This window comes from Micromonospora sp. C28SCA-DRY-2, assembly GCF_030519475.1.
Taxonomy (GTDB): Bacteria; Actinomycetota; Actinomycetes; order Mycobacteriales; family Micromonosporaceae; genus Micromonospora.
Map to the genome: position 1 here is coordinate 1,602,963 of NZ_JAUMKD010000001.1, position 26,252 is coordinate 1,629,214.

The 26,252-nt window shown below is 73.4% G+C and carries 29 protein-coding genes and 2 pseudogenes; 18 read left to right on the forward strand and 13 right to left on the reverse strand.

Features of this window, described 5'->3' with window-relative positions; translation table 11 throughout:
- Window positions 1-11 precede the first annotated feature (11 nt).
- Together Q3W71_RS07530 and Q3W71_RS07535 are read left to right on the forward strand one after the other, a co-directional pair.
- Window positions 12-212, forward strand: a pseudogene (locus Q3W71_RS07530) (hypothetical protein); the annotation flags it as partial.
- Complete coding sequence (locus Q3W71_RS07535) at window positions 209-454, forward strand: hypothetical protein (RefSeq protein ID WP_088997118.1); 246 nt, start codon at window positions 209-211, stop codon at window positions 452-454. The pseudogene Q3W71_RS07530 and the gene Q3W71_RS07535, both read left to right, overlap by 4 nt.
- A 189-nt stretch (window positions 455-643) precedes the next feature.
- On the opposite strand, the gene Q3W71_RS07540 is transcribed toward Q3W71_RS07535, so the two are convergent.
- Window positions 644-1,606 (reverse strand): zinc metalloprotease, encoded by a 963-nt coding sequence (locus tag Q3W71_RS07540; protein WP_302918532.1) that lies wholly within the window; start codon window positions 1,604-1,606, stop codon window positions 644-646.
- A gap of 265 nt (window positions 1,607-1,871) precedes the next feature.
- Here Q3W71_RS07540 and Q3W71_RS07545 point away from each other — a divergent pair, with 265 nt between their 5' ends.
- The gene (locus Q3W71_RS07545) at window positions 1,872-1,997 is read left to right on the forward strand and encodes a hypothetical protein (RefSeq protein ID WP_302918533.1); all 126 of its coding nucleotides are present in this window, start codon (window positions 1,872-1,874) and stop codon (window positions 1,995-1,997) included.
- 69 nt (window positions 1,998-2,066) lie between these two features.
- On the opposite strand, the gene Q3W71_RS07550 is transcribed toward Q3W71_RS07545, so the two are convergent.
- The 3 genes from Q3W71_RS07550 to Q3W71_RS07560 all read right to left on the reverse strand — a co-directional run bounded on the left by Q3W71_RS07550 (window position 2,067) and on the right by Q3W71_RS07560 (window position 4,354).
- Window positions 2,067-2,822 carry a TIGR03089 family protein gene (locus Q3W71_RS07550; protein ID WP_302918534.1) on the reverse strand — a complete coding sequence of 252 codons (756 nt, stop codon included), beginning with the start codon at window positions 2,820-2,822 and terminating at the stop codon, window positions 2,067-2,069.
- Between the two features lie 119 nt (window positions 2,823-2,941).
- Window positions 2,942-3,829 carry a hypothetical protein gene (locus Q3W71_RS07555; protein WP_302918535.1) on the reverse strand — a complete coding sequence of 296 codons (888 nt, stop codon included), beginning with the start codon at window positions 3,827-3,829 and terminating at the stop codon, window positions 2,942-2,944.
- A gap of 6 nt (window positions 3,830-3,835) precedes the next feature.
- The gene (locus Q3W71_RS07560) at window positions 3,836-4,354 is read right to left on the reverse strand and encodes a SigE family RNA polymerase sigma factor (RefSeq protein WP_302918536.1); all 519 of its coding nucleotides are present in this window, start codon (window positions 4,352-4,354) and stop codon (window positions 3,836-3,838) included.
- Window positions 4,355-4,514: 160 nt separating this feature from the next.
- On the opposite strand from Q3W71_RS07560, the gene Q3W71_RS07565 reads away from it, so the two are divergent.
- Both Q3W71_RS07565 and Q3W71_RS07570 read left to right on the forward strand, forming a co-directional pair.
- Window positions 4,515-5,648, forward strand: a complete 1,134-nt coding sequence (locus Q3W71_RS07565) for a hypothetical protein (protein ID WP_302918537.1) — start codon at window positions 4,515-4,517, stop codon at window positions 5,646-5,648.
- Between the two features lie 150 nt (window positions 5,649-5,798).
- Window positions 5,799-6,959, forward strand: coding sequence for a hypothetical protein (locus tag Q3W71_RS07570; RefSeq protein ID WP_302918538.1), 1,161 nt, complete (start codon window positions 5,799-5,801; stop codon window positions 6,957-6,959).
- A gap of 62 nt (window positions 6,960-7,021) precedes the next feature.
- On the opposite strand, the gene Q3W71_RS07575 is transcribed toward Q3W71_RS07570, so the two are convergent.
- Both Q3W71_RS07575 and Q3W71_RS07580 read right to left on the reverse strand, forming a co-directional pair.
- Complete coding sequence (locus Q3W71_RS07575; protein ID WP_302918539.1) at window positions 7,022-7,885, reverse strand: GNAT family N-acetyltransferase; 864 nt, start codon at window positions 7,883-7,885, stop codon at window positions 7,022-7,024.
- Between the two features lie 169 nt (window positions 7,886-8,054).
- Window positions 8,055-8,645 (reverse strand): TetR/AcrR family transcriptional regulator, encoded by a 591-nt coding sequence (locus Q3W71_RS07580; RefSeq protein WP_302918540.1) that lies wholly within the window; start codon window positions 8,643-8,645, stop codon window positions 8,055-8,057.
- A gap of 87 nt (window positions 8,646-8,732) precedes the next feature.
- Here Q3W71_RS07580 and Q3W71_RS07585 point away from each other — a divergent pair, with 87 nt between their 5' ends.
- Window positions 8,733-9,104: a DUF4267 domain-containing protein gene (locus Q3W71_RS07585; protein WP_302918541.1), complete on the forward strand. Its 372-nt coding sequence runs from the start codon at window positions 8,733-8,735 to the stop codon at window positions 9,102-9,104.
- 11 nt (window positions 9,105-9,115) lie between these two features.
- Here the strand turns inward: Q3W71_RS07585 and ligD (Q3W71_RS07590) are convergent, their stop codons facing one another.
- Together ligD (Q3W71_RS07590) and ligD (Q3W71_RS07595) are read right to left on the reverse strand one after the other, a co-directional pair.
- Window positions 9,116-10,030 (reverse strand): non-homologous end-joining DNA ligase, encoded by a 915-nt coding sequence (ligD, locus tag Q3W71_RS07590; protein ID WP_302918542.1) that lies wholly within the window; start codon window positions 10,028-10,030, stop codon window positions 9,116-9,118.
- Window positions 10,020-10,961 carry a non-homologous end-joining DNA ligase gene (gene ligD / locus Q3W71_RS07595; protein WP_302918543.1) on the reverse strand — a complete coding sequence of 314 codons (942 nt, stop codon included), beginning with the start codon at window positions 10,959-10,961 and terminating at the stop codon, window positions 10,020-10,022. Before ligD (Q3W71_RS07595) ends, ligD (Q3W71_RS07590) begins: the two co-directional genes overlap by 11 nt.
- A gap of 85 nt (window positions 10,962-11,046) precedes the next feature.
- Between ligD (Q3W71_RS07595) and Q3W71_RS07600 the strand changes: the two genes are divergently transcribed.
- On the forward strand, window positions 11,047-12,063 hold the full coding sequence (locus Q3W71_RS07600; protein ID WP_302918544.1) for a Ku protein: 1,017 nt from the start codon (window positions 11,047-11,049) through the stop codon (window positions 12,061-12,063).
- A 15-nt stretch (window positions 12,064-12,078) separates the two neighbouring features.
- Here Q3W71_RS07600 and Q3W71_RS07605 read toward each other — a convergent pair whose 3' ends face one another.
- Window positions 12,079-12,471, reverse strand: coding sequence for a PPOX class F420-dependent oxidoreductase (locus Q3W71_RS07605; protein ID WP_302918545.1), 393 nt, complete (start codon window positions 12,469-12,471; stop codon window positions 12,079-12,081).
- 109 nt (window positions 12,472-12,580) lie between these two features.
- Here Q3W71_RS07605 and Q3W71_RS07610 point away from each other — a divergent pair, with 109 nt between their 5' ends.
- The 8 genes and pseudogenes from Q3W71_RS07610 to Q3W71_RS07645 all read left to right on the forward strand — a co-directional run bounded on the left by Q3W71_RS07610 (window position 12,581) and on the right by Q3W71_RS07645 (window position 17,930).
- Window positions 12,581-12,973, forward strand: a complete 393-nt coding sequence (locus Q3W71_RS07610) for a MerR family transcriptional regulator (protein ID WP_302918546.1) — start codon at window positions 12,581-12,583, stop codon at window positions 12,971-12,973.
- Complete coding sequence (trxA, locus tag Q3W71_RS07615) at window positions 12,943-13,293, forward strand: thioredoxin (RefSeq protein ID WP_302918547.1); 351 nt, start codon at window positions 12,943-12,945, stop codon at window positions 13,291-13,293. The genes Q3W71_RS07610 and trxA overlap by 31 nt, the downstream gene beginning before the upstream one ends.
- Window positions 13,294-13,355: 62 nt before the next feature.
- Window positions 13,356-14,000: a DUF4241 domain-containing protein gene (locus tag Q3W71_RS07620; RefSeq protein WP_302918548.1), complete on the forward strand. Its 645-nt coding sequence runs from the start codon at window positions 13,356-13,358 to the stop codon at window positions 13,998-14,000.
- 130 nt (window positions 14,001-14,130) lie between these two features.
- A pseudogene (locus tag Q3W71_RS07625) lies at window positions 14,131-14,807 on the forward strand (FKBP-type peptidyl-prolyl cis-trans isomerase).
- A gap of 146 nt (window positions 14,808-14,953) precedes the next feature.
- Complete coding sequence (locus tag Q3W71_RS07630) at window positions 14,954-15,811, forward strand: hypothetical protein (RefSeq protein ID WP_302918549.1); 858 nt, start codon at window positions 14,954-14,956, stop codon at window positions 15,809-15,811.
- Window positions 15,812-15,849: 38 nt separating this feature from the next.
- Window positions 15,850-16,110 (forward strand): YciI family protein, encoded by a 261-nt coding sequence (locus Q3W71_RS07635; RefSeq protein ID WP_302918550.1) that lies wholly within the window; start codon window positions 15,850-15,852, stop codon window positions 16,108-16,110.
- Window positions 16,111-16,136: 26 nt separating this feature from the next.
- Entirely contained in the window at window positions 16,137-16,790 is a 654-nt protein-coding gene (locus Q3W71_RS07640; RefSeq protein ID WP_302918551.1) for an HAD family phosphatase, read from the forward strand.
- A gap of 126 nt (window positions 16,791-16,916) precedes the next feature.
- Window positions 16,917-17,930, forward strand: a complete 1,014-nt coding sequence (locus tag Q3W71_RS07645) for an NADPH:quinone reductase (RefSeq protein WP_302918552.1) — start codon at window positions 16,917-16,919, stop codon at window positions 17,928-17,930.
- Window positions 17,931-17,937: 7 nt separating this feature from the next.
- Here Q3W71_RS07645 and Q3W71_RS07650 read toward each other — a convergent pair whose 3' ends face one another.
- Both Q3W71_RS07650 and Q3W71_RS07655 read right to left on the reverse strand, forming a co-directional pair.
- The gene (locus tag Q3W71_RS07650; RefSeq protein ID WP_302918554.1) at window positions 17,938-18,360 is read right to left on the reverse strand and encodes a DUF1801 domain-containing protein; all 423 of its coding nucleotides are present in this window, start codon (window positions 18,358-18,360) and stop codon (window positions 17,938-17,940) included.
- 273 nt (window positions 18,361-18,633) lie between these two features.
- Window positions 18,634-20,283 carry a fatty acid--CoA ligase gene (locus Q3W71_RS07655; protein WP_302918555.1) on the reverse strand — a complete coding sequence of 550 codons (1,650 nt, stop codon included), beginning with the start codon at window positions 20,281-20,283 and terminating at the stop codon, window positions 18,634-18,636.
- 83 nt (window positions 20,284-20,366) lie between these two features.
- On the opposite strand from Q3W71_RS07655, the gene Q3W71_RS07660 reads away from it, so the two are divergent.
- Entirely contained in the window at window positions 20,367-20,858 is a 492-nt protein-coding gene (locus Q3W71_RS07660) for an NUDIX domain-containing protein (RefSeq protein ID WP_302918556.1), read from the forward strand.
- Window positions 20,859-20,980: 122 nt separating this feature from the next.
- On the opposite strand, the gene Q3W71_RS07665 is transcribed toward Q3W71_RS07660, so the two are convergent.
- Window positions 20,981-22,657 (reverse strand): MDR family MFS transporter, encoded by a 1,677-nt coding sequence (locus Q3W71_RS07665; RefSeq protein ID WP_302918557.1) that lies wholly within the window; start codon window positions 22,655-22,657, stop codon window positions 20,981-20,983.
- A gap of 124 nt (window positions 22,658-22,781) precedes the next feature.
- A complete protein-coding gene (locus Q3W71_RS07670; RefSeq protein WP_302918558.1) occupies window positions 22,782-23,327 on the reverse strand; it encodes a type 1 glutamine amidotransferase domain-containing protein in 546 nt (181 codons plus the stop codon).
- A gap of 159 nt (window positions 23,328-23,486) precedes the next feature.
- Here Q3W71_RS07670 and rfaE2 point away from each other — a divergent pair, with 159 nt between their 5' ends.
- Both rfaE2 and Q3W71_RS07680 read left to right on the forward strand, forming a co-directional pair.
- Entirely contained in the window at window positions 23,487-25,310 is a 1,824-nt protein-coding gene (gene rfaE2 / locus Q3W71_RS07675) for a D-glycero-beta-D-manno-heptose 1-phosphate adenylyltransferase (RefSeq protein WP_302918559.1), read from the forward strand.
- Window positions 25,307-26,185: a glycosyltransferase family 2 protein gene (locus Q3W71_RS07680; RefSeq protein WP_302918560.1), complete on the forward strand. Its 879-nt coding sequence runs from the start codon at window positions 25,307-25,309 to the stop codon at window positions 26,183-26,185. The genes rfaE2 and Q3W71_RS07680 overlap by 4 nt, the downstream gene beginning before the upstream one ends.
- The last annotated feature ends 67 nt before the right edge of the window (window positions 26,186-26,252 follow it).

A 26,252-nucleotide genomic window follows, 5' to 3' on the forward strand; every position in this document is an offset into this window, starting at 1 on the left:
CCGGAGGCGCCTGGCAGATCCGCGACCGGTGTTTCAACGTCCGTCGAGGCGGCCTCAACCCGGTCGAGATCCGCGCCTTCCTGCACCAGGTGGCCGACGAACTCACGGTCGCGCAGACCGCCCTGGCCGCGGTGCAGGAGGAGAACGTACGGATCAAGAACGCGCTGCGCTCCTGGCAGAGCGCCCAGTCGGCCCACCACCGCTACCGATGAGCGACCGCTGGGTGATCCACCTGCCGGTCACCGCGCCCGACCTGCACCGGGCCCGGATCTTCGCCCGGTCCGCCGCGCGGTTGCTGGCCGGGCTCACCGCGCGGGTCGAGCCGGGCGGCGTCACCGTCTCGGCCGAGGACCAGCAGGGCGTACGCCACTGGGTCTTCTGCGACCGGCCACTGCCTGGCGGCGCGCGCTGCACCCTGCCGGTCGACCACACCGCGCCCTGCTCCCGCCGGTGAAGCATCGGGTCGCCAGGTCGGCGATATGGCGGTATCCGCATGGCCTGGATACCGCCATATCGGCGAAATGGAGTGGATCAAGCCGGCGACACCGCGTCGATCAAGCCGGCGGCGTGGGGCGTATCAAGCCGGGCACGAGGAGGGGTTGGCGGGCCGCCGAAAGCCGGCCCGCCAACCCCCAACCGAGACCTACTTGCCGCCGCCGGCTCGGAAGGCGACCCAGGCGTCGCTCATCCGGTCCGCCTGACCCGGCGTGAACATGTTCATGCAGGAGTCCTGCGTGTAGTCCATGAAGTTGTGGATCGGGTCCAGCCCGGGAGCGGTGCAGGTGTCCGCGCCCACCGGGCAGTTGAACTGCGGCGCGGCCTCGCGCGGCGTGTCCGCGACGAAGTCGCCGGAGGCGGAGCAGCCGTGCGCGAAGGTGTGCTCCAGCATCAGCCAGTGCCCGACCTCGTGGGTCAGCGTGTCACCGAGGGCGTACTTGCCGGCCGTGCCGCCCGGCATCGACTCGTCGAGCATCACCACGCCGTCGATGTAGTCGCGGCCGTTGTTGTAGCCCTTCGGGAAGTACGCCCAGCCGAGCAGGCCGCCGCCGATGTTCGCCGCGTACACGTTCAGGGTGCGGGCGTCGCCGGTGTGCAGCGCCTTCTTCATGTCCCGCTCGTTCTTGCCCGGCACCACGGTGTACCAGTCGCTGTTCACGGTCCAGGTGGTGTCGACCAGGTCGAACCGGAACGGCGTGTCGGAGGCGTCCGGCGCGGTGCTGCCCGAGAACGAGTCGTTGAGCACCTCCATCTGGTCCGCGATCATGGTGTTCCACCGGGCCGTCTCGGCCGCGGTGAGCGGGTGGTCGGAGATCATGTGGAAGACCGTCGGCACGGTGACGCTGCCGTTCGCCAGCCGCGGCGAATCCTTGATCACGCCGTACGCGTTCGCCTCGTTCTTCGAGTACAGCTCCGGCTCCTGGGCGGTGGCGCCCTCGGCTACCCGGGCCGCGCTGTGCCCGTGCCCATCCGGCTCGCACGCCTCGACACCCGGGGAGGCGGTCACGGGTGCGGCCGTGGCCACCGCCCCGGAGGCCCCACCGGCCGCCAGGAAGGTCGCAGCGGTAGCGGTGAGCACCGCCGCTCGGAAAGTTCGTCTCCTGTGCATCGTTGCACCTTTCAGGGGATGGTAAACGGTGCGGAATCGACGCGGGGTTGCCACGACCAGGTCGATGACGTCGTCGTCCCGGTATCAGACCACGTGGTTGCCGTGCGGCAACAGACCCTCAGCAGACGAAACGCCTGACCAACCCGGTGCGTCCGCGCAGCGGTCCGGCCGATGCTCGCGCATGGCCGCCGCCTCCGGGGGTACGCGAGCCGCGAGACCGGAACCGCCGTCTCCGATCTGGCGTAACCGGGAAGAGAGGCAACCGATGAAGGACAGAATCCTCCGAGGGCTGAAGAAGGGCACCAAGACCATCATGGTGCGCCGCCGGCGCGGAGACGCCATGATCAGCAAGCCGACCCGCTCCAGACGCCCCGGCCGACTGTTCCAGTGAGCCTTCCGCGCCCGGCCGCGTAAGGGGCACGCGCTGTGCCGGCCACCGGACAGGTGGCGGCCGGTGGCGTCAGAGCACCCGGGTGACCTGCTCGGCGGCGATCCGCGCGTCCCGCCGGGCCGGGTCGAGGTTGGCGCAGACCACCACCGACGCGCCCACGCTCAGCGGGGCGAGCAGCCACTTCACCGGCTGCTCGTGCTCGGCGGCGTCGACCAGCAGCCGGTCGCCGGCGCGCAGGTCGAGCTGGTCGGCCAGGCTCAGGGCGAGCTGCCCCCACTCGTCGTAGCTGGTGCCGTCGGGGCTGGCCGGGTCCGTCGCGCGGATGGCGGCGTGGTCGGGCGGGGCGTCGGTGTGCCGCAGCACCTCGGCGGACCAGTCGAGCCAGCCCACCGGCACGTCGGCCAGCCGGCCCGGCCCGGTGCCGACCAGGTAGCGGTGGGTGCCGTCCGGCACGTCCTCCAGCCAGTCGTCCAGCCGTTCCGGGGTCACGAACACCGCGTCGTACGGCCGGTCGGCGCCCGGTTCGAGTACCGGCAGCCCGGCGGTGGCCCGCGGCCGGTACGACACCGCCAGCCCGGCCGCCCACGCGCCGAGCAGCACCGCCGCGGTACGCCAGTGCGGCGGCAGCAGCACCGCGACCCGGTCGCCGGGGCGCAGCCGGCAGCCGTCCCGCAGCAGGCCCGCGCTGCGCGCCGCCCAGTCGCCGAGCTGCGCCGCGGTCAGGTCGACCCGCTCGCCGGTCGCGTCGTCGCACCAGCTGAGCAGCGGACGGTCGGTCGTGCGCAGCGCCTCGGGCGCGACGGTGACGGGCGTACTGGCAGCCATCGGGCGCTCCTCCCTGCCGGTGCGTCCACCCTAACCACCGCCGGCCGTCCGGCCCGCCCCCGGACCGACCAGAGGTGCCCGCGACCGTCGGGTCGCGGACACCCCGTCGCCGTACCGGGCTACTCCCTGACCATGACCACGTCGGTCGGGCGCTTCACCGTCACCTCGACGCCGTAGTCGAAGATTTCCAGGGTCGCGTTGGCCGTGCCGGTGTCGAGCCGGCCCTTCGCCGTGGACTGCCACGTGCTGCTGAGCACCACCGTGGCGATCCGCCCGTCGGCGTCGAGAGTGATGTCGCCGGACGTGCTGGTCGACCCGTCGCGATACTGCGTGCCGTACTGGAAGTGCAGCGTGCCGTCCGGGTTCTCGCTGATCGTCGCGTTCGCGCCCTTCAGCGCCCTGAGCAGGGCCGCCGGGTCGGGTGCGGCGGCACCCAGCACGCCGCTGCCGTCGTCGTACAGCGACAGCCGGTCGTACGTGCCGGGGTACTGGCCGTACCGGCCGTACGTCTCGCCCGGGCCGGTCTTGTCGGCCGGCAGCTCGCCCTGCGGTCGTTCCCCGCCCACGTACCGGGTGCCGTTGATCAGCAACTCGGTCATCACCGAGTCGTCCTGCGGCGCGCGGACGTACCCGGTGCGGGTCTTCGGGTCGAACGCGCCCTCGTACGTCAGCCCTCCGACGTAGCTCAGCCGCATGCGGTAGCTGATGTTCTCGCTGGCGGTGACCGCCGCGACCAGCTTCATCTGCGGCGAGACCGGGGCCGGCCGGGGCGCCTCCTGCGCGGCGGTGCCGGCCGGGCGGCCCGTCCCCGGCAGCGTCGCCACGGTCGCCGCCGTGCCGATCCCCAGCGCCAGCAGCGCGCAGGTCGCGCCGACCATCGTCGTGGTCCGGCGCCGCCGGGCCCGCCGGCCCCGGTCGAGCAGCACCCCCACCGGGGGTACGGAGTCCGGCTCGCCGTCGACCATGTCGTGCATCCGGTGGGCGAGGCGCTCGTCGAGCGTGTCCATCACTGATCACCTGCTTACCTGGTAGGTGGGTTTATCGAGAAGGTGGCGGAGCTTGTCCAACGCCCGGGCGTTCTGGCTCTTGACAGTGCCGAGCGTGCAGCCGAGCACCCGGGCGACCTCGCGCTCGGTCAGGTCCTCGTAGTGGCGGAGCACCACGACCGCGCGCTGCCGGGCCGGTAGCGACATCAGCGCCCGGCGCAGCACGTCCGCGTCCGGGTCGAGGTCACCGGCCGGGGCGGCCCGGTCGGGCACCTCCCCGACGAGGTTCTCCCGGCGACTGCGCCGCCAGCCGGACGTGTTGTTGTTGACCAGGGCCCGGCGCAGGTACGCGTGCGGGTCGTCGAGCCGGGACAGCCGGCGCCACCGCTCGTACACCTTGACCAGGCTGTCCTGCAGCAGCTCCTCGGCCCGCCACCGGTCGCCGGTGAGCAGCATGGCCAGCCGGATGTGGCGTTGCCAGGCCACCTCGACGAACGCCACGTACGACCGGTCCGCACTGGAGAGCCGTTCTGTTTGGTCGGTCACGCCCCTAACACGTGGCGGTGCCGCAGAAGGTTGTCAGCGTTTCTCCTCGGCGGTGCGTCGACTTTGGTTACCGCCCGGCCGGCCCGGTGGCGGTATCGGCGGGCCGGGTGGCCAGGGCAGGGTGCGGGTGGTCCCCACCGCAACGCCGCGAGGAGTGCCGATGCCGGCCGAGCGTCACCCCGACCGCCTTCCCCTGCGTCGCCGGCTGTTGCCGGCCGTGGCGCTGCTGCTGCTCGCGCCCTGGACCGCCGAGTGCTCCTGGGGCGGCTTCACCGCCGACGAGTTCCTGGTGGTGGTGCTCGTGCTCGCCCCGATGTACGGCGGGGCGGCGCTGCTGATCCGGGAGACCGCCCGGCGCCTGGGCGCGGGCTGGCCGGCGATCGTGCTGCTCGCCGCCGCGTTCGGGGTGGTCCAGGCCGGTGTGGTCGACCAGTCGCTGTTCAACCCCGACTTCCTGGACGACACCGAGTTCGCCGACACGCAGGCCGCCGCCGAGGCCACCCGGGTACCGGTGCTCGGCTTCAGCGCCCGGCAGATGGTCGACTACGTGGGCAACCACGTGCTGCTGAGCATCTGCGCGCCGATCGCGCTGGTCGAGTCGTACCTCGGGGCGGGCCGGCGGCTGCGGCCCTGGCTGGGCCGGCCGGGTCTCGCCGTGGTCGCGCTGCTCTACCTGGCCGGCAGCGTGCTGATCTTCTCCGACACGCGCGGCAGTGCGGGCTTCCTGGCCAGCCCGGTCCAGCTGGGCTTCGCCGGCACGCTGGCCCTCACGCTGATCGGCGCGGCCCTGCTGCCCCGCTGGCGGCACCGCCCCCGCCGCACCGACATGCCCGGCTGGCACACACGGCCGCCCACGCCCGTCCACGCGCCGCAGCCGGCCGGCGCTCCGCCGAAGCTGGTCGAGGCGCCAATGGCCACGCCGTCGCCGGGCGCCGGGCGGGCACCGCGACCGGTCCTGGTGGCGCTGCTGGGGCTGGTCGGCTATTCCAGCCTGGGCCTGGTGCCCGGCTGGCCCGGGATCGCCGTCGCGGCCGCGGTCGCCGCCGTCGCCGGCGGATTGGTGGCCCGCTGGTCCGGCCGGGCCGGCTGGGGGCAGCGGCACGTGCTGGCCGCCGCCTCGGCCAGCCTGGTCGTCGCGGCCGGGTTCGCGTACGCCGTGCCGACCTACGCCCCAGCGACGCCGGCGGCGGCCCTGGCCGGCGACGTGGCGATCAGCGTCATCACGCTCAGCCTGGTCGGCGGCGCCTGGTGGCGGCTGCGCCGGCCTGCCGACGATCCCGTGGCCGCCCGCTGACGCACCCTGCGACGCCCGCCTCCGGCCTCGAAGAACCCGGCGGGCCGGGGCGCGGTCTCCGGCGGCCGGGATCCATTGACCGGGGTTGCCAGAATCGGGCCGCACCCCGGCGGTCGGCCCGCCGGGCCGGCTGGTTCTGGGAGGTCCGGGATGCTGGGGTCACGGGAACGGGGCGCAACGGGGCGGCGGTGGCGTACCGGCGCGGCGGTGGTGCTGGCGGCGGTGCTGCTCGGCTCGGCGGCCCGGGTGGCGCCGGCCGCCGCGGATCCGCTGCCCGTGCTCAACCCGACGGTCACCGCCACGGTCTGGGCCAACTCGCCGACCACCGCCGAGTACCGGATCACCGGCGGCTACAGCGCCAACTCCGCCGAAGGCGACATCGTCGTGCGGCGGACCGGCACCGGGGCGTACACGGTGACGCTGGAGGGGGCGGCGACCACCGGCGGGGTGGCACACGCGGTGGCGTACGGCGGCGGGCCGGTGCACTGCACGGTCGCCGGCTGGTACCGCAGCCTGGTCGGCCCGGACCTGCTGATCCAGGTGCGCTGCTTCGCGGCGACCGGCGCGCCGGTGGACAGCCGGTTCGTGGCCACCTTCACCAACCGCAAGCAGATCCACCAGGGCCGGCTGGCCTGGTTCGTCACCGACCAGGCGGCGCCGACCGGGCTGCGTACGCTGCCCGCCACCTACCGGTACGACTCCACCGGCGGCGAGGTCCGGTACGAGCGGCTGGGCACCGGCCGTTACCAGATCCACGTGAACCCGAACCCGCCCAGCGAACTCGGCCACCCGTACTTCCCGATGACCCACGTCACCGCGCTCGGCACCAGCGCGGTGAACTGCCAGATCTCCTGGCCGGACCACTGGCAGGTGCGCTGCGCCAACGCGGCGGGCACCCCGGTCGACGCCCGCTTCGTGGTCACCTACGGCGTCCGCGTCGACCTGCTGGGCCACTCGACCGGCCCGCGCTTCGCCAGCGGCACGCTCTACGGCGAGGAGGCGAGCGGCGGGGTGATCAGCGGCGACTCGTACAACTCGGTGCTGGCCGACTACGGCGGCGCCCACGGCACGCTGCTGGGCACCGGCCGCTACGAGATGACCTTCCGGGGCACCGGCGCGGCGTACGGCACCGCCTTCGTCAACGCGCACGCGCCGCACTTCGACAGCCAGCCCACCCGCGGTCACTGTGTGCTCGCTGGTTGGGGTCGGGTGGGCGCGGACACGGTCGTCCGGGTCAACTGCTACGCCTGGCTCGGCGTGCCGGCGAACCTGAACGCGCGGATCTCGTACACCACCTGGCCGGCGGCCTGACGAGTCGGCCGGCTGACCGGGCCCGGCCCGGGCGGCGTGCGGGCGGGCCGCCCGCCCGTTGGTCAGCGGCGACGGAGCAGGTAGCGGGCCCGCCGGCCGGCGTCGGCGAACCCGAGCCGCCGGTACAGCCCCGCCGCCGGGTTGTTGTCGTTGACGCAGAGCCAGACCTCCCGTGCCCCGTCGCGGGCGAGGCCGCGCAGCGCACAGGCCACCAGGTACGCCCCGACTCGCCGCCCCCGCCACCCGGGCACCACACCCACCTGGTCGACCCAGTTGTCGATGACGTTGACGAAGCCGACGGCGGCACCGTCGGGACCGCGCGCGACGAGCGACAGGTCCCGCCGGTACTCGTCGTCCTCTCCCAGCTCACCCAGCCACTCGTCGGCGGTGGGCGAGGCGAAGCCGGGCCGGTCGGCGAACGACGCCCGGTAGGTCTCGAACAGCTCGGCGTCGAGCGTCACGGGCTCGGTGGTCACGCCGTCGGGGCGAGCGACATCGGGAAGGGAACCGAGGTCGTGCCGCTGCACCCACTCGGTGAACGTCCGCTCGAAGCCGTGCGCCGTGAACAGGGCTTCCGCGCCCGCGCTCCACGTCTCGGTGGTCACCAGCAGGTCGGCGTCGCCCGCCTGCTCGCCCGCCCAGCTCAGCAGCCGCCCGCCGAGGCCCCGCCCCCGCCAGGCCGGGTGCACCAGGCCGGTGCTGGTGGCCGGCCGTCCGCCCAGGCCGACCGCCACGGCCGCGACCAGGCCACCGTCGTGCCAGGCGCCGAGGGTACGGGACTGAAGCAGCCGCGCCCGCACCAACGGCGTACGGGCGAACAGCGGCAGCCCGCCGTCGACGCCCAGGCACGCCTCGGCCAGCCGGGTCAGCTCCGGCAGGTGGTCCTCACCGAACTCTTTCCAGGTCAACCCGCCTGTCCCGGCCATCCCCACCCCTGTCGTCAACGCCCACCGACCGACCGCCAACCATCCGTCAACCGGTGAAGGCCCGGCAGGCAGTAGGCACCGCGCCCCTGGTGGGTGTCAAACAGATTCCACCGCATACCCGCCTCGGAGCGTCAGCGCATGGCGACCTCGAAGCAGAGCGCCTCGTGGATCACGACGTCGACGTGCCTGGCGGGGCGAACCGGTCGACCAGCAGGGCCAGCCGTCGCTCGTGTTCCTCCCGCCGGAGCCGGCCGTTGCGCATCAGCGTGACCAGCCCGTGCAGCCCACTCCAGAAGGTCTCGGTGAACGTCTCCAGGTCGTCGTCACCGGCGAAGGGGCGCAGCGTCTCGGCCAGCTCGGCGAAGGCCCGGGCCAACTCGACCGGGGTGTCCTGGCTGGCGAAGGAGAGGTCGACGGGGAGGGTGAATATCGCGTCGTAGAGCGCGGGCCGGCGTTCGGCGAACGCGGCGTACGCCGTGGCGATGCCGGCCACCGCGTGCCGCGGGTCGGTCGCGGCGGCCCGGGCGGCGGCGAGTTCGACGGCCAGATCGCCGCAGCCTTCCACGGCGACGGCCGCCATGATGGCGTCCTTGCCCTTGAAGTGGCTGTAGAGGACGGGCTGGCTGTATTCGATCTCGGCGGCGAGCCGGCGGGTGGTGACGGCGTCCCAGCCCTCCGACTCGGCCAGCTCCCGGGCGGCGGCGATGATCGCCCGCTCCCGCTCAGCCCGCTCCCGCTCGCGCCGCGCCTGAGTTGACATACCGGAACTCTAGCACCGCTAGCCATTCTGTCGACGCTCTGCTAGCGTCGCTCTCGCATCTAGCACTGCTAGCGTTCGGAGTCAGCCATGCTCAGCACCATCGCCTACGGGCTCGCCGTCGTCCTCAGCCTCTTCTGTGTGCTCATCGGCGCGCGGTTCCTCCTCGCGCCCCAGGCTTCCGCCGCCGGCTACGGGGTCCCGGCCAAACCGGGCGGGGACGCCGCCTACCTGACGATCAAGGGCGTGCGCGACCTCACCTACGGCCTGCTGGGCCTCGCGCTGATCGCCTTCGCCAGCGCCGACGCCGTCGCCTGGTACATGCTGATCGTCGCGATCATCCCGTTGGCGGACACCCTCATCGTGCTGCGGCACGGCGGCGCGAAGGCCGTCGCCTTCGGCATCCACTTCGCCACCGCCGTGGTCATCCTGCTCGACGCCGTCCTGCTCTTCGCCCGCTGAGCCGGCCGCCGTCAGGCGTCGGGGAGTTCGGGCCCGCCCTCCAGCAGCGGGGCCAACAGGTCGCCGGACTTCTCCACCCGCTTGAGCACCTCGGCGGAGGTGTAGGGGCGGGTGGCGGGACGCTTGCCGGCCGCACCGGCGGCGACCTCGTCCCAGGTCAACGGCGTGGACACCGACGGCACCGCCTGGGCGCGCAGCGAGTACGGCGCCACCGTGGTCTTGGCCGCGTTGTTCTGGCTCCAGTCGATGAAGACCTTCCCCGGCCGCAGGTTCTTCGCCATCTTCGACACGATCAGCTTCGGATGGGCCCGCTCCAGCTCCTGGGCGATCCGCTTGGCGTAACCGGAGACGACGTCGGCGTCCTGGGCGCCGGCGATCGGGCAGCAGAGCTGCATGCCCTTCTTGCCCGACGTCTTGGGATAGGACGAGATGCCGTCGGAGGCCAGCCGGTCGCGCATCAGCAGCGCCACCTCGCAGCACTGCTGCAGCGCCGCCGGTGCGCCCGGGTCCAGGTCGACGACCATCATGTCCGGGTGCTCGCCGATCTTCCACTGCGGCGTGTGCAGCTCCAGCGCGGCCAGGTTGGCCAGCCAGACCAGGGTGGGCAGGTCGTCGGCGACCACGTAGTCGATGGTCTCCCGGCCCTTGGTCGACCCGGGCGCGGGCAGCGTCTCCACCCGTACCCAGTCGGGGGTCGAGGCCGGCTTGTTCTTCTCGAAGAAGGACTTGTCGTCCACCCCGTTGGGGAAGCGGATCCGGGTCAGCGCCCGGTCGCTCAGGTGCGGCAGGAGCACCGGGGCGATCCGGGTGTAGTAGTCGATCACCTCGCCCTTGGTGAACCCGGCCGCCGGATAGAGCACCTTGTCCAGGTTGGACAGCTCCAGCGGGCGGCCCTCGACGTCCACCCGGAGCCGGTCAGCCGGCATCGTCGACCTCCTCGGCGGGCTTGTCCGGTCGCAGCCGGAGCACCCGGGGGAACCGCAGTCGCCCGTCCGGGGTGCGCTGGCCGTACTTCACCTCCACCACGACCCGGGGTGTTACCCAGATCGCTCCCCGGGCATCCTCGCGCGGCACGTCTCCGGCGAACGGCGACGCGCCGGTGCGCAGCGGCTCCAGCTCACGCAGCAGTTCCCGCTCCAGGGCCGCGCCGATGCCACCGCCGACCCGGCCCCGGTAGGTGAGCCGGCCGGCCGGGCCGGGCACCCCGACCAGCAGGCCGCCGATCCGGCGGGCGCCCGGCCGCCAGCCACCCACCACGAAGTCGCCGGTGACCTCCAGCTTGACCTTCACCCAGTCCGGCGAGCGCACCCCCGGCCGGTAGACCGAGTCGACCCGCTTGGCCATCACCCCCTCCAGGCCGTGCTCGCCGGCGGCCTCGTAGGTGGCCGGGCCGTCGAGGAAGAGCGGCGACACCGCCCACCGCGCGCCGCCCAGCATCAGGCCGTCCAGGGCCTCCCGGCGGCGGGCGTACGGCCAGCCGGTCAGGTCCTCGCCGTCGAGCCGGAGCAGGTCGAAGATCATGTACGTGACCGGCATGACCGCCGCCAGCCGGGCGGCCTTGTTCCGGTCGCGGACGTGCATCCGCTCGGCGAGCGCGGTGAACGAGGGCTGGCCGGTCTCGCCGAGCAGCACCACCTCGCCGTCGAGCAGCGCGTCGTCCACCTGGGTACGCAGGGTGGCCAGCTCCGGGTACGCGACCGTGATCTCCACGCCGGAGCGGGCGTAGAGCTGCTGGCGCCCGCCGGAGATGTCGGCCAGGGCGCGGACCCCGTCCCACTTGAACTCGTACGCCCAGCCGTCACCCGCCGGGAGCTGCCCGGTCATCGCGAGCATCGGCTTGAGCGGTGCGCCGGGCACCTCATGACTGTAGTTGCCGGCCGAAGCGCTCGCGCCCGCTTCGATCATTTGCGATCCTGGGCTGTACCGGGGAGAGGAGCACGGGATGCGAGCCATCTGGAAGGGTGCCGTCTCGTTCGGGCTGGTCTCGATCGCGGTGAAGCTCTACTCGGCCACCGAGGAGAAGGACATCCGGTTCCACCAGGTGCACCGGGAAGACGGCGGCCGGATCCGCTACAAGCGCACCTGTCAGATCTGCGGCGAAGAGGTCAGCTACGACGACATCGCCAAGGGCTACGACATCGGCGGCGGCGAGATGGTGATCCTCACCGACGAGGACTTCGCCGAGCTGCCGCTGAGCACCTCGCACGCGATCGACGTGCTGGAGTTCGTGCCAGCCGAGCAGGTCGACCCGATCCTCTACAACAAGGCCTACTTCCTGGAGCCGGACGGCGCGGCGACCAAGCCGTACGTGCTGCTGCGCGACGCGCTGACCGACTCCGAGCGGGTGGCCATCGTCAAGGTGGCGCTGCGCCAGCGGGAACAGCTCGCCACGCTGCGGGTCCGCGAGGGCGTGCTGCTGCTCAACACCATGCTCTGGCCGGACGAGATCCGTAAGCCCGACTTCGGCTTCCTCGACGAGGACCTGAAGGTCCGGCCGCCGGAGCTGGCGATGGCCAGTTCGCTGATCGACTCGATGGCCGGGGACTTCCACCCGGACGAGTTCACCGACGACTACCGGGCCGCATTGCAGGAGGTCATCGACGCCAAGGTGGAGGGCCGCGAGGTGGTCCAGCCGGAGGAGGTCGAGGAGGCCCCGGCGGCGGCGGTGGACCTGATGGCCGCGCTCAAGGCGTCCGTGGAGCGGGCCAAGGCGGCCCGGGGCGAGGCGCCGGCCCGGGGCGGCGGCGCGGAGCCGACCCCGATCTCGGCGGCCCGTTCGGCGAAGAAGGCGGCCGAGAAGAAGACCGCCAAGGCGCCGGCCAAGAAGACCGCCGAGAAGAAGGCGGCCCCCAAGAAGGCGGCGGAGAAGAAGGCCGCGCCGAAGAAGACCGCCGCGGCGGAGAAGAAGACCGGGGCCAAGAAGGCCGCCCCGAAGAAGGCCGCCCGCAAGACCGCCTGACCCCGGTCCCCCGCGTCAGCCCCGGCCGAGCTTCTGCGTGGGGGTGATCCGCACGATCACCCGCTCCTCCCCGACCTGCCGGAACGGGTAACGGTCCTGGCCGAGGTACTTCTGCGCCATCCGGTCGATGTGCTCGTCGGCCCCCTCCTCGACCAGCTCGGCCGTGCCCTTCACCCACAGCGTGCGGAAGTCGTTGGCCTTGTCCGCCACGGAGATCGCGACCTCCGGGTTGCGCCGGATGTTCTCGTACTTGACCCGGCCCTTGGCCGTGTTGAACAGGATGTGCTCGCCGTCGGTGTCCACCCAGACCGGGGTCACGTGCGGCGAGCCGTCGGCCTCGACGGTGGCGACGTGGGCCAGCTGTGGTTCGGCGAGCAGGGCAAGGTCTTCGTCGGTGAGGATCGCCATGGTCGGAATCTACCGGCGGAACCGCCCGGGTGCCCGGCATCCGACGTTGCCTTGACGTCGGCGGCAAGGTCTAGCGTGGGCCGCGACGCCACCGGCGAGGGAGGGTCGGATGCTGATCGGCGAGTTGGCTGAGCGCGCCGGCACGAGCACGCGCGCGCTGCGCTACTACGAGACGCACGGGCTGGTCCGGCCGGGCCGCTCGGCGAACGGCTACCGGGTCTACGACGAGGCCGAGCTGGCCGTCGTACGGGAGATCCGGTCGCTGCTCGCGGTGGGCTTCGGCCTCGACGACATCCGGCCGTTCGTCGCCTGCCTGCGGGCCGGCAACAGCTCCGGCCACGTCTGCCCCGACTCGGTGGCGGTGCTGCGTCGCAAGCTGGCCGAGGTCGACGCCGGCATCGACCGGTTGCGGACGGTCCGGCAGGGGCTGCGGGAGCAGCTCGCCCACGCCATCGCCCAACGGGAGGAAACATGCCTGAGGTTGCGCAGAGCGGCTCGCTGACCACTGTCACCGACGCCACCTTCCACTCCGCCGTACTCGCCGCCGACCGGCCGGTGGTGGTCGACTTCTGGGCCGACTGGTGCCCGCCGTGCCGGGCCATCTCCCGCAGCCTGGCGGAACTGGCCGTCGAGTTCGCCGGCCGGCTGGACATCACCACGATCAACTCGGACGAGAACCCGGAGACCACCCGCCGGTACCGGGTGCTGTCCCTGCCCACCCTGCTGGTGTTCGACCGGGGTGAGCTGGTCGACTCCATCGTCGGGGCGCGCCCGAAGAACCACCTGCGGTCGGCCCTGGGCCGGCACGTCGGCGACGCCTGACGGGGGTGTCGGCCGGGCCGGTTACGCTCCGCCGGCCGACACCGCCCCCGGAAGGACCGTCCATGCCGTACGTCCCCGACCTGCACCGGCTGCTGACCCCCGGCGCCCGCTACGCCGACGAGCACGGTGCGTACGTCATCCAGGCGCACCCGGTCGACGACGTCGTGCTCCCCACCGGCCAGGTGGTCGGCTGCGACCCGCTGGTCTGCCCGGAGGCCGAACCGTTCACCGTCACCGTGCCGCCCGGCCGCTACCCGGCCCGGGCCTGGGTGGCGGCGGTGCTGCGCGACGGCGCGGAGGCGGACCGGCGGGTGGCCGCGCTGGAGCTGGTGGTGCACGACGAGCCGGCGGTGCGCTGGGAGCTGGCGCTGGTCGGCGACCAGGACGTCAGCACCCTCGACGACGACGGCTACTTCGGCTTCGGGGTGGACGCCGGCATGGCCACGCTGGCCGATCCGACCGCCCTGGAGGTGCTGTCGGGGTGGGACTACGACCAGGTCGAGGAGGTGTTCATCCCGGCCGAGTATCCCGAGACCCCGGTGCCCGGGCTGATCACGGCCGTGCTCGACGAGGCGTCCGGCGCCAACGTGGTGACCGTCTCCTCGGGCTGGGGTGACGGCTGCTACGGCACCTGGATCGGGCGCGCCGCGGACGGCCGGGTCACCTCGTTCGTGACCGACTTCATGGTGGTCCCCGACCCGGACTGAGCCGCGCGCCGCCGGCCCGCGCCGCGGCGGTTCGTGCCGGCCCGGCACCGGCGTCCGTTCCGGCCGGGCGGATGCGGCACGGTGGGCGTCCGGCCGGGTACCGTGTGCGTCGGCTTTCCCCCCGGCAGCGATGCCGGCCACCACCTCGCAGCAGGGAGTCGACGAGTGAGCGAAGGCACGCAGAACCGGTCGAAGTCGGAGCGGCGGCTGGCCGCCCAGTTGGCGGCGCAGAAGGCCGCCGAGGCGAAGCGGCGCCGGCAGGCGTGGCTCGGCGGGCTGGCCGGTCTCGCCGTGGTGGCGGTGCTGATCACCGTCTTCGTGATCGTCGGCCAGGGCGACGACGACCCGGCCCAGCCGGCGGCCGGCAGCCCGTCGGCCTCCGCCCCGGCGGACGACGCGGCGGCCCCCGCCGCCCCGCAGCTGCCGGAGGGCGCCGATCCGGCGCTGAAGACCAAGCCGGCGGTGAGCCCGGGCAAGGGCGAGCTGACCAAGCTCACCGTGACCCCGCTGATCAAGGGCACCGGCCCGGCCGTGCAGGCGGGCCAGACCATCACCACGAACTACGTGGGCGTGTTCTACTCCGACGGCAAGGAGTTCGACTCGTCGTGGGAGGGCGGCCAGCCGGCCAGCTTCGCGATCGGCGTCGGGCAGGTCATCAAGGGCTGGGACCAGGGCCTGGTCGGGGTGACCGTGGGCAGCCGGGTGCAGCTGGACATCCCGGCCGAGCTGGCGTACGGCAACGACTCCTCCGGCGGCCGCCCGGCCGGCCCGCTGCGCTTCGTCGTGGACGTGCTCGCCGCGCAGTGACCCGACCGGTACGCCCGGCTTGTCACCCGGGATCGATGCAGTTGCCCACACAGGGCTTCCGAGCCGTCACCGGACGGCAGTAGGTTCAGCGTCACCCCGGGCGGCCCGCTGCCCGGGGTGACGACGGACCGGACGTGGAGGGGCCCGTGACGGACGACCCGGGGCGGACCGCCCGACTGTTGTGGACGCACTTCGAGCCGGTGCACGCGATCACCTACTTCCACCCGCGGGCCCGCGCCGCGTACGAGGCGGTCGGGTTGCGCGGCTATTGGCGGGGCTACTTCGCCGGTCGGGCCGCCCCGCTGGGCCCGACCGACGCCGCCCCGGTGATCGCGGCGTTCTTCAGCTTCGCCCCGCACATGGTCGCCCGGGCGCTGCCGGCCGTCTGGCGGCTGGCCACCCCGGCGGAGGCGCTGCGCGCCCGGCTCACCGGCGCGGTGCAGGCGCTCGCCGAACTCACCTACGAGCTGCCCGAGTCGCACCTGGCCGAGGCCGCCGACCTGCTCGAGGAGGCGGCCGGCACGCTGGAGCCCGCCGGCCGGGTGCTCGGCGCGGCCAACGCCGCCCTGCCCGCCGGCGAGTACCCGCTGGCCCGGCTCTGGCAGGCCGCCACCACGCTGCGCGAGCACCGCGGCGACGGGCACATCGCCGCGCTGGTCGCCGCCGACCTCGACCCGGTCGAGACGCTGGCCTGGCGGGTGGCGGTCGACCTGGCACCGAAGAACCTGCTCGGCCGGGGCTGGTCGGAGGAGCAGTGGGCGGCGGCCCGCGAGCGGCTGGCCGAGCGGGGCTGGCTCACCCCCGACGGCGAGCCGACCGAGCGCGGCCGGGCCGGGTTCCAGGCCGTCGAGGACGCCACCGACGCCGCCGCGGCCCGCCCCTGGCGCGTGCTCGGCCCGGACCGTACCGACCGGCTGCGCGAACTGCTCGACCCGATCGCCCGCGCCGGGCACACGGTGATCCCGCCGGACAGCCCCATCGGCCTCCCCGCGCTACCGGCCTGACCCAGGCGGCTGTGCCGGGTGCGCCTATCGTGCCCCACATGTGGATCGTGGAACTCGCCTTCACCGACGCGCCGGAACGGCTCGCCGCCCGTCCGGCGCACCGGCAGTTGCTGACCGCCCTGCACGCCGAGGGGATCGTCCGGATGTCCGGCCCGCTGGCCGACGACTCCGGCGCGGTGCTCGTCTTCGACGTGCCCGACCGGGCGGCGCTGGACCGGCTGCTCGCGCGGGACCCGTACTACTCGACGCCGGGGGTGCGGATCGTCGGGGCGCGGGAGTGGGCGCCCTTCCTCACCTGAGGCGGCCGGTCGGGCAGGATGGGCACGTGGTGGATGCGGTGGTCTTCGACCTGGACGGCGTGATCGTGGATTCCGAGCCGGTCTGGGAGGAGGTCCGGCGGGCGTACGTGGCGGAGCACGGCGGGACGTGGCAGGCCGACACCCAGCGCCGGCTGATGGGGATGAGCACCGGCGAGTGGTCCCGCTACCTGAGCGCGGAGCTGGGCGTCGGGCGGAGCCCCGAGCAGGTCGCCAGCGAGGTCGTGGAGGAGATGACCCGGCGCTACGCGGCCCGCGTACCCGTCATCGACGACGCCCCGGAGGTGGTGCGCCGGCTGGCCGCGCGGTGGCCGCTCGGCCTGGCCAGCTCGTCACCGACCCGGCTGATCGCGGCGGCGCTGGCCGCCACCGGCCTGACCGACGCGTTCCGGGCCACCCTGTCGACCGAGGAGACCGAGCGGGGCAAGCCGGCGCCCGACGTCTACCTGGCCGTGGCGGAGCGGCTCGGCGTCGACCCGGCCCGCTGCGTCGCGGTCGAGGACTCCTCCAACGGGGTGCGTTCGGCGGCCGCCGCCGGGATGGCCGTGGTGGCGATCCCGCACGGGGCGTACCCGCTGGACGACGACGCGGCCCGGCTGGCCGCGGTGGTGCTCGGCTCGGTCGACGAGTTGACGGCGGAGACCGTGGCCCGGCTCGGCTGACCGGTCCCTCCCCCGCACTGTCCGGTTGTACGGTTTGCGGGGCGGCCGGCATGAGCGCGATCCGGTCGGGTACCGCAGCCGACGGCGCGAGCCCGGCAGCGGGCGTTCGCGGGTGAGGAGACGGCGATGAAGGCGATCGTGTACGAGCGCACCGGCGACGTCTCGGTGCTGCAACTGGTGGACCGGCCGGTGCCGGAGCCGGGGCCGGGCGAGGTGCTGGTGCGGGTGGCCGTCTCCGGGGTGAACCCGACGGACTGGAAGGCCCGCCGGCAGTGGCCGCTGCCGGCCGGCTGGCAGACCCCCGGGCAGGACGGCGCCGGGGTGATCGAGGCGGTCGGCGAGGGGGTCGACCAGGAGCTGATCGGCGAGCGGGTCTGGCTCTGGGAGGCCGCCTGGCAGCGGCCCTGGGGCACCGCCGCCGAGTACACGGTGGTCCCGGTGCGGCAGGCGGTACGCCTCGGCGACGCCTCCTTCGACCTGGGCGCCTGCCTGGGCATCCCGTTCCTCACCGCGCACCGCTGCCTGACCGCCGGCGAGTACATGCCGGACAAGCTGCACGCCGGCGCGCTCAGCGACCACACCGTGCTGGTGCAGGGCGGGGCGGGCGCGGTCGGCAACGCGGCCATCCAGCTCGCCCGCTGGGCCGACGCCTGCGTCGTCGCCACCGTCAGCAGCGCGGAGAAGGCGCAGTTGGCGGCAGCGGCCGGGGCCTCCTTCGTGGTCAACTACAAGGAGCAGGACGTGGTCGAGGAGGTCCGCAAGATCGCCCCCGACGGGGTGCAGACCATCGTCGAGGTCTCCGCCGCGCGCAACGCCGCCACCGACGTCCAGCTGCTGCGCAACGGTGGCGCGGTCTGCGTGTACGCCGACGACGGCGGCGCCGAGGTCACCCTGCCGATCCGGCCGTTGATGATGCCGAACGCGCGCTGGCAGTTCGTGCTCGTCTACACCGAGCCGAAGGCCGCCAAGGCGCAGGCCGTCCGGGACGTCGCCGCGGCGGCGGCCCAGGGCGGGATCCGGGTCGGCGAGGAGGCCGGCCTGCCGCTGCACCACCACCCGCTCTCGGCCACCCAGGCGGCGCACCGGGCGGTGGAGAACTCGGTGGTGGGCAAGGTGCTGATCACCACCAGCGAACAGTGACGGCGGGTCAGCCGGCGGGGTCGCCGGAGTGGGCCTGGGCGGCCGCCGCGCGCACCAGTTCGGTGAGCACCTCGACGTCGACGTCGGCGAGCCGCTTGACGTAGAGGCAGCCCTTGCCGACGGTGTGCCGGCCGAGCCGGGCCAGCAGCTCCGGCTTGCCCGGGAAGTCCTCCGGCAGGTAGAGCGTGGTGGCCGCCTTGCGCGGCGAGAAGCCGACCAGGAACCAGTCCAGCTCGCGCCCGGTGGCGTAGCGCAGCCGCCGCCGGCCGAAGCCGACGATGCTGTCGCCCCACATGGTCGGCGGCTCGCCGGTGACCTCCCGCATGAGGTCGCGCACCGCCGTCGCGTCGCTCCGGCGCGCCTCGTCGGGCACGGCGGCCAGGAAGTCGTCGACGCTCGCGCCGGTGGGGGCGGTCTTGAGGGTGGCCATGGACGCCTCCTGGGCTGCGGTCGACCGGTGGACGCCCGGATCGTACGAGGGCGCCCTGACAGGACCGCCGTCAAGCCCGTGAGCTGCGGAAATCCGAACCTATTTCGTCGTTCCGCAGGACAGAGGCGAACAAGTTTCGCAAGAATGACGGTGCGGGTCGCCCCGCATGGAACGGGCGGCCCCGGCGCGGTGCGAACGCCGGGGCCGCCCCTGGGGAGGGATGTCTCTCAGGAGTGTGTCCCTACCCAAGAGGCGACACTGCCCGAGAAAACGTTACGGCGCTGCCAGTTCCCGGACATCCAGGTCGCCCTCGGCGTAGCGGGACCGGACCACCTTCTTGTCGAACTTGCCGACGCTGGTCTTCGGCACCGCGTCCACGAAGGCCCAGCGCTCCGGCAACTGCCAGCGGGCCACCGACCGGCCGAGGAAGTCGCGCAGCTCCTCCACCGTGACGCTGGCCCCCTCGCGCACCACCACGGTGGCCAGCGGGCGCTCGTCCCAGCGCTGGTCCGGCACGCCCACCACGCAGGCCTCCAGCACCGCCGGGTGGGCCATCAGGGCGTTCTCCAACTCGACCGAGGAGATCCACTCGCCGCCCGACTTGATCACGTCCTTGGCCCGGTCGGTGAGGGTGATGAAACCGTCGGCCGACAGGGTGCCGACGTCCCCGGTACGCAGCCAGCCGTCGCGGAACTTCTCCTCGTCGGGGGCGTCGTCCCCGACGTACCGGGCGGTCACCCACGGCCCCCGGACCTCCAGCTCGCCCACGGAGCTGCCGTCGGCGGGCAGCGGCTCGCCCAGCGGGCCGACGATCCGCGCCTGCACGCCGGCCGGCACCCGGCCCTGGGTGTAGCGGTAGCGCCAGGCCTCGTCGCCGGTCGCCCCGGCGGGTGGCCGGGAGACCGAGCCGAGCGGGGACATCTCGGTCATCCCCCAGGCGTGGATGACCTCGATGCCGTGCCGGTCGGTGAACGCGTGCATCAGCGCCGGCGGGCAGGCCGACCCGCCCACGATGACCTCCTTGAGCGAGGAGGTGTCCACGTCGTGGCTGTCCAGGTGGGCCAGCAGGTCGGTCCAGATGGTCGGCACCGCGCCGGCCAGGGTGGGCCGCTCGGCGGCGATCATCTCGGCGATCGGCGCGGCCTGGAGGAACCGGTCCGGCATGATCAGCGACGCGCCGGAGAGGAACGCCGCGTACGGCAGCCCCCAGGACATCGCGTGGAACATCGGCACGATGGCCAGTTCCCGGTCGGTCGGGCCGAGCCCGAAACCCTCCGGCATGCAGACCTGGAGCGAGTGCAGGTAGATCGAGCGGTGCGAGTAGGCCACGCCCTTCGGGTTGCCGGTGGTGCCGGAGGTGTAGCAGAGCGCCGCGGCGTCCCGCTCGTCGACCTCGGGCCAGTCGTACGTCTCGGGCCGGCCGGCCAGCAACTCGTCCCAGTGGTGCACGGTGATCCGGTCACCGGCCGCGGCGACCAGCGGCGCCGGGTCGCCGCCGCCGACCACCACCACGTGCCGCACCGTGGTCAGCTCGCCGATCACCCGGGCCAGCAGCGGGATCAGCGTGCTGTCGACCAGCACCACCTTGTCCTCGGCGTGGTTGGCGATGTAGGCGACCTGGTCGGGGAAGAGCCGGATGTTGAGGGTGTGCAGCACCGCGCCCATGCTGGGCACCGCGAAGTAGGCGACCAGGTGCTCGTTGTTGTTCCACATGAACGTGCCGACCCGCTCGTCGCCGGTCACGCCGCACTCGTCGCGCAGCGCGTGGGCCAGCCGGGCGGCCGTCCTGCCGACCTCGGCGTACGTCATCCGGCGGGGTTCGGCGCCGGTCCAGGTGACCACCTCGGCCGTGCCGTGCACGGTGGAGCCGTGGTCGAGGATCCGGGAGACCTGGAGAGGGGCGTCCATCATCGTGCTACGCATGGGTAACAAGCTAGTGTCGCCGGTCACACCTTGGGAACCCTGGAAAACCCGTCCGGCCTCGGCCTGCCCCGTAAATTGTCCGGGTGAGCATCTCCTGGGCTGATTCGTACGTCGGGCAGCTCCGCGCCCTGGCCGGTGACCGGACGCTGATGTTCGTCGGCGCCCGCGCGGTGGTGCGCGACAACGCCGGACGGGTGCTGCTGATCCGCCGCTCGGACAACGGCCAGTGGGCGATGCCCGCCGGCGCGATGGAGCTGGGCGAGTCGATCGCCGACTGCGCGGTCCGCGAGGTGCGCGAGGAGACCGGGCTGCGGGCGCTGCGGGTCAGCGCGTTCGCCCTCTACACCGGCCCGGACCGCACCCACACCAACATGTACGGCCACACGTACCAGATCTTCACCACCGCGTTCCGGGTGGAGGAGTGGGACGGCCAGCTCGCCCGGGTGACCGACGAGACGATCGACGCCGGCTTCTTCCGCCGCGACCAGCTACCCGCCCCGATCTCCGCCAGCGTCCCGGAGACCCTCGCCGACCTCGACGTCTTCGAGCAGACCAACCGCCTGATCCTGAAGTGACCGCCGCGGTGTGAGGGGACCGCCGCGGCGTGAGGGACCGCCGCGGCGTGAGGGGACCGCCGCGGCGTGAGGGGACCGCCGCGGCGTGAGGGGACCGGCCCCACCGGCCCGGCCGGGGCGGATCAGAGCAGGGTCTGGCTCTTCGCCTCCATCTCGGCGGCCGCCTCCTCCTTCGACCCCCGGGTCAGCGGCTTGCCGCCGGGGGCGGGCGCCTCGCCGCCCAGGCCGTCGGTGCCGCCGGTGGCGCCCTCCGGGCCGGTACCGCGCAGCCGGTCGTCCGGCAGCGCCAGGGTGACCAGCACCGCCAGGATGGCGATCACCCCGGCGGTCAGGAAGACCCGGTCCAGCGACTCGACGAAGGCCGTCTGGACCGCGGCGCGCACCGGGGCGGGCAGGGCCATGATGGTGGCCGGGTCGTTCACCGAGATGTCCGCGCCGCCGCTCGCCGCGACCGCTGCCTGTTCCGGCGGCGGCAGCTGGGCGATCGCCGCGGGCAGCCGGTCGGCCAGCCCGGAGGTGAGCCGCGCGGAGAGCACCGCGCCGAGGATGGCCACCCCGAACGCGCCGCCCAGCGACCGGAAGAAGGTCGCCGCGGAGGTGCCCGCGCCCAGGTCCCGCATCGAGACGGCGTTCTGCACGGCGAGGATCAGCGACTGCATGCAGAGGCCGAGGCCGACGCCGATCACCACCATGAAGCCGAAGGCCAGCCAGAGCGAGGTGCCCACGTGCAGTTGGGTGAAGAGCAGCATGCCGACCAGCAGCACGACCGAGCCGATCACCGGGAACCACTTGTAGCGGCCGATCCGGCTCATCGCCCGCCCGGTGAGCACGGAGGTGACGATGATGCCGGCCATCATCGGCAGCATCAGCAGGCCGCTGCGGGTGGGCGAGGCGCCCTTGACGATCTGCAGGTAGAGCGGGATGAAGATGATCGACCCGAACATCACCAGACCGAGCACGAAGCCCGCGCTGTTGGCCAGGGCGAACGTCCGGCTGCGGAACAGCCGCAGCGGCAGGATCGGCTCGGCGACCCGGGCCTCCTGGAGCACGAAGAGCACACCGAGCACCGCGCCGGCCGCGATCAGCCCGATGATCACCCCGGAGCCCCAGGCGTACTCGTTGCCGCCCCAGCTCAGCGCGAGCAGCAGGCAGCTCACCCCGGCGACCAGCAGCCCCGCGCCGAGCCAGTCGATGGCGTGCTCGCGGCGGGTGAACGGGACCAGCCGCATCACCCGGGAGCAGACGACGATGGCCAGGATCGCCAGCGGCACGTTGATGTAGAAGATCCACCGCCAGTCGGTTTCCGCGAAGTAGCCGCCGACCAGCGGGCCGGCCACCGAGGAGATGCCGAACACGGCGCCGAACAGGCCCTGGTAGCGGCCGCGCTCCCGGGGCGACACCACGTCCGAGATGATGGTGAACGCGAGCGTCATCAGACCGCCGGCGCCGAGGCCCTGGATGCCGCGGGTGACGATCAACTGGGTCATGTCCTGCGACAACCCGGCCAGCAACGAGCCGACCAGGAACGTGCCGATCGAGAAGAGGAAGACCGGCCGGCGGCCGAACAGGTCGGCCATCTTCCCGTACAGCGGGGTCGAGGCGGTCGAGGCCAGCAGGTAGGCGGTCACCACCCAGGAGTAGTGGTTGATCCCGCCCAGCTCACCGACGATGGTCGGCAGCGCGGTGCCGACGATTGTCTGGTCGAGCGCGGCCAGCAGCATGCCGGTCATCAGGCCGAGCATCAGCAGGCGGATCTGGCGACTGTTCAGCGCGGGTGGGGCGTGCTCCTCCGTCGTCATCCCCGCCCCTTTCCCACCCCCCGCAGAACATGCCCCGCACCGCCCACTTCCCGGTCGATCATGAGGTTGGCGGCACGCCTGGAGATCGACTTCGCCGCCAACCTCATGATCGACGCGGTGCGGGTCAGGCGGTGGCGAAGCGGTCGACGAGGGCCTGGCAGAAGGCGGGGAGGTCGTCGGGTCTGCGGCTGCTGATCAGGTTGTCGTCTGTTACGACTGGCTCGTCCAGCCAGGTGGCGCCGGCGTTGGTGAGGTCGGTGCGCAGGCTGGGCCAGGAGGTGATCCGGCGGCCGCGCACCACGTCCGCCTCGATCAGCGTCCAGGGCCCGTGGCAGATCACCGCGACCGGCTTGCCGGCGTCGAAGAACGCCTTCACGAACCGCACCGCGTCCGGATCGGTCCGCAGGAAGTCCGGGTTCGCCACACCGCCCGGCAACACCAGCCCGTCGTACCCGCCGGCGTCCGCGTCGGTTGCCGCCACGTCGACGTCGTACGTCTTCGACTGGTCCAGGTGGTTGAAGGACTGGATCGAGCCCGGCTTCAGCGAGACCAGCTCGACCGTCGCGCCGGCCCGCTCGACCGCCTCGCGGGGCTGGACGTACTCGACCTCCTCCACGCCGTCGGCGGCCAGGAAGGCGATCCGCTTGCCCTGAAGTTTCGTCGCTGCCATCTGGGTACTTCTCCTTTCCGGGGTACCCGAAACCCCTTCCCGCGCCCCGGTGTCCGAAACCGCCGACGCCGGCGGCCGCTCACCACCGTCGATCGCTGGGCGGCCCGGGCCCGGGGGTACGCAGGTTTGACCCGCCGGACCGGGGGGACCCCGAAGGGCATGGCAGGAGCAGCAGCGGAACAGCGCCGGCTCGCCACCGTCGTGGAGAGCTGGTCGGGTCGTCCCGTCCTGGTGATCGGCGACGCCATGCTCGACGAGTGGCGGTTCGCCGAGTCCGACCGGCTGTGCCGGGAGGCGCCCGCCCCGGTCCTCACCCTGCGCCGGCGGATCTCCGCGGCCGGCGGGGCCGCCAACACGGCGGTGAACATCGCCGCGCTCGGCGGCCGGGCCGTGCTGGTCGCCCCGATCGGCGCCGACGTCGCCGGCGACGAACTGCACGACTGTCTCGACCGGGCCGGCGTGTGGGACCGTACTGTCAACCAGCCGGGCCGGCCGACGCCGGTCAAGCGACGGATGCTGGCCGGCAACCAGATCCTGCTGCGGGAGGACTCCGGCGACCCGGACGACCCGCTCACCGACGACGGGGTGGCCCGGCTGCTCACCGCGCTGGACTGCGCCACCGAGGAGTTGCGCGCGGCCGCCGGCGGCGCCGCCCCGACCCTGGTGGTCTGCGACTACGCGCTGGGCGCACTGCCCGCCCCGGTACGCGCCTGGCTGGTCGCCAACCGGGACCGGTACGCCACCGTGGCGCTGGACGCGCACGACCTCGCCGACTGGCGGGGCCTCGCGCCGACCGTGGTGACGCCGAGCTTCGCCGAGGCCACCCGGCTGCTGGCCCGGGCCGCGGGTGCCCGCGGCCGCGGCACCGAGCTGCACCTGGACCACCCGGACGGGGACCCGGCGGAGGGCCCCTCCGAGCTGACCGTCGGCGCCGCGCCCGGTGGTGCCGGCCTGCCCGACAGCCCGGCCGGGGTGCCGGACCGACCGGACGAAGCGGTCGGCCTGGCCGCCGGAGCGGGGCCGACCGGGGAGCCGACGCCCGGCGAGGGCCGGGTGGCGATGACCGGGGACGGGCTGAGCGTCACCGGTACCGGGGTGACCGTGAACGCCACCGCCGGCGAGGGCGTCGACCGGGCGGTGCTGGCCGAGTCGCGCCTGGCCGAGCTGCGCGCGCACACCGGCGCGGACGTGGTGGCGGTGACCCTGGACACCGAGGGGGCGGTGGTCGGCGGCGCCGACGGCGAGCCCCGGCGCAGCCACAGCACCCCGGTGCCGGCCAGCCACGCGGTCGGCGCGGGGGACGCGTACCTGGCCGCCATGACGCTGGCCCTGGCCGCCGACGCGCCGTTGTCCACCGCCGCCCAGTTGGCCCAGCTCGCCGCCACCATCACCGTCTCGGACACCGGCACCTGCGTGTGCCGGCGGGAGGACCTGCTCAGCGCGCTGGACGTGCCGGCCGACACCGGGCACCCGGCGCTGGTGGGCGCCGGCGAGCTGGCCACGATCGCCGCCGAGCACCGCGCCGCCGGGCGCTCGATCGTGTTCACCAACGGCTGCTTCGACGTGCTGCACCGCGGCCACGTGCGCTACCTGGAGCAGGCCCGGGCGCTCGGCGACCTGCTGGTGGTGGCGGTCAACTCCGACGGCAGCGTACGCCGGCTCAAGGGCGCGGACCGGCCGGTGAACCCGGTGGAGGACCGGATCGCCCTCCTCGCCGCGCTCTCCTGTGTGGACCACGTGGTGGTGTTCGAGGAGGACTCGCCGGCCTCGCTGATCGAGACGGTCCGCCCCGACGTCTACGTCAAGGGCGGCGACTACCCGCCCGAGATGGTGCCGGAGGCCCCGCTGGTGCGGCGGCTCGGCGGCCAGGTGCGCACCCTCGGCTACGTGCCGGACCGGTCCACCTCGGCGATCATCGACCGGATCCGGGCGCACGGCCAGGACCGCGAGACGGATCCGTCGCTGACGAGCAAGCGGTCGTGAACCGGCCGCTCGACCCGGGTTCGGCCGAGGGGTTCCGCGCCGACCGCCTGCTCGACGTGCTGATCCCGACCCGCAACCGGCCGGCCGAGCTGGCGGTCACCCTCGCCGGGCTGGCCGCCCAGGAGGGTGTACCGGGGTTCGGTGTGGTGGTCAGCGACCAGTCCGACGACGGCCCCGCCTTCACCCACCCGGCGGCCGCCACCATGGTCCGGGCGCTGCGGCACCGGGGGCACCCGGTGCTGCTGACCCGCCGGCTGCCCCGGCGCGGGCTGGCCGAGCACCGGGCCTACCTGCTGTCCGCCTCCGCCGCCCGGTACGTGCTCTGCCTCGACGACGACGTCTGGCTGGAGCCGGGCACCCTGCGCCGGCTGGTCACCGCGATCGGCGAGCTGGGCTGCGGTTTCGTCGGCAACGCGGTGCACGGCCTCTCCTACCTCGACGACGTCCGGCCGGAGACGCACCGGCACTACGAGGAGTGGATCGGCCCGCCCACGCCGGAACGGATCCGGCCCGGCACGCCGGAGTGGGACCGGGCGCAGATCCATCCGGCGGCGAACCTGCTGCACGTGACCGGCAAGCTGGACCTGCCGCCGGGGGCGTGGCGGGCGTACAAGGTCTCCTGGATCGGCGGGTGCGTGCTCTACGACCGGGCGAAGCTGGTCGACTCCGGCGGCTTCGACTTCTGGCGGCGGGTGCACGAGAAGCACCAGGGCGAGGATGTCGCCGCCCAGCTCGCCGTGCTGGCGCGCTTCGGCGGCGCCGGCGTCCTGCCCAGCGGCGCGTACCACCTGGAGTCGCCGACCACTGTCACCGACCGGGAGGTGGAGGCGTGGGAGGTCGTCCTCGCCGAGGAGGATGAGGCCCAGCGGGTCTGAGGCAGTGGCCCGACCGGGCCTCGCGCGGACTTCGAACCCGATCGCGCCACCCGCAACGCTGACCCGC

Bases quoted from the DNA above. Each gene is read 5' to 3' on its own strand.
- Q3W71_RS07535 (WP_088997118.1), top strand. From the start codon at position 209: ATGAGCGACCGCTGGGTGATCCACCTGCCGGTCACCGCGCCCGACCTG.
- Q3W71_RS07540 (WP_302918532.1), bottom strand. From the start codon at position 1,606: ATGCACAGGAGACGAACTTTCCGAGCGGCGGTGCTCACCGCTACCGCT.
- Q3W71_RS07545 (WP_302918533.1), top strand. From the start codon at position 1,872: ATGAAGGACAGAATCCTCCGAGGGCTGAAGAAGGGCACCAAGACCATC.
- Q3W71_RS07550 (WP_302918534.1), bottom strand. From the start codon at position 2,822: ATGGCTGCCAGTACGCCCGTCACCGTCGCGCCCGAGGCGCTGCGCACG.
- Q3W71_RS07555 (WP_302918535.1), bottom strand. From the start codon at position 3,829: ATGGACACGCTCGACGAGCGCCTCGCCCACCGGATGCACGACATGGTC.
- Q3W71_RS07565 (WP_302918537.1), top strand. From the start codon at position 4,515: ATGCCGGCCGAGCGTCACCCCGACCGCCTTCCCCTGCGTCGCCGGCTG.
- Q3W71_RS07570 (WP_302918538.1), top strand. From the start codon at position 5,799: ATGCTGGGGTCACGGGAACGGGGCGCAACGGGGCGGCGGTGGCGTACC.
- Q3W71_RS07575 (WP_302918539.1), bottom strand. From the start codon at position 7,885: ATGGCCGGGACAGGCGGGTTGACCTGGAAAGAGTTCGGTGAGGACCAC.
- Q3W71_RS07580 (WP_302918540.1), bottom strand. From the start codon at position 8,645: ATGTCAACTCAGGCGCGGCGCGAGCGGGAGCGGGCTGAGCGGGAGCGG.
- Q3W71_RS07585 (WP_302918541.1), top strand. From the start codon at position 8,733: ATGCTCAGCACCATCGCCTACGGGCTCGCCGTCGTCCTCAGCCTCTTC.
- ligD (WP_302918542.1), bottom strand. From the start codon at position 10,030: ATGCCGGCTGACCGGCTCCGGGTGGACGTCGAGGGCCGCCCGCTGGAG.
- Q3W71_RS07600 (WP_302918544.1), top strand. From the start codon at position 11,047: ATGCGAGCCATCTGGAAGGGTGCCGTCTCGTTCGGGCTGGTCTCGATC.
- Q3W71_RS07605 (WP_302918545.1), bottom strand. From the start codon at position 12,471: ATGGCGATCCTCACCGACGAAGACCTTGCCCTGCTCGCCGAACCACAG.
- Q3W71_RS07610 (WP_302918546.1), top strand. From the start codon at position 12,581: ATGCTGATCGGCGAGTTGGCTGAGCGCGCCGGCACGAGCACGCGCGCG.
- trxA (WP_302918547.1), top strand. From the start codon at position 12,943: ATGCCTGAGGTTGCGCAGAGCGGCTCGCTGACCACTGTCACCGACGCC.
- Q3W71_RS07620 (WP_302918548.1), top strand. From the start codon at position 13,356: ATGCCGTACGTCCCCGACCTGCACCGGCTGCTGACCCCCGGCGCCCGC.
- Q3W71_RS07635 (WP_302918550.1), top strand. From the start codon at position 15,850: ATGTGGATCGTGGAACTCGCCTTCACCGACGCGCCGGAACGGCTCGCC.
- Q3W71_RS07645 (WP_302918552.1), top strand. From the start codon at position 16,917: ATGAAGGCGATCGTGTACGAGCGCACCGGCGACGTCTCGGTGCTGCAA.
- Q3W71_RS07650 (WP_302918554.1), bottom strand. From the start codon at position 18,360: ATGGCCACCCTCAAGACCGCCCCCACCGGCGCGAGCGTCGACGACTTC.
- Q3W71_RS07655 (WP_302918555.1), bottom strand. From the start codon at position 20,283: ATGCGTAGCACGATGATGGACGCCCCTCTCCAGGTCTCCCGGATCCTC.
- Q3W71_RS07665 (WP_302918557.1), bottom strand. From the start codon at position 22,657: ATGACGACGGAGGAGCACGCCCCACCCGCGCTGAACAGTCGCCAGATC.
- Q3W71_RS07670 (WP_302918558.1), bottom strand. From the start codon at position 23,327: ATGGCAGCGACGAAACTTCAGGGCAAGCGGATCGCCTTCCTGGCCGCC.
- rfaE2 (WP_302918559.1), top strand. From the start codon at position 23,487: ATGGCAGGAGCAGCAGCGGAACAGCGCCGGCTCGCCACCGTCGTGGAG.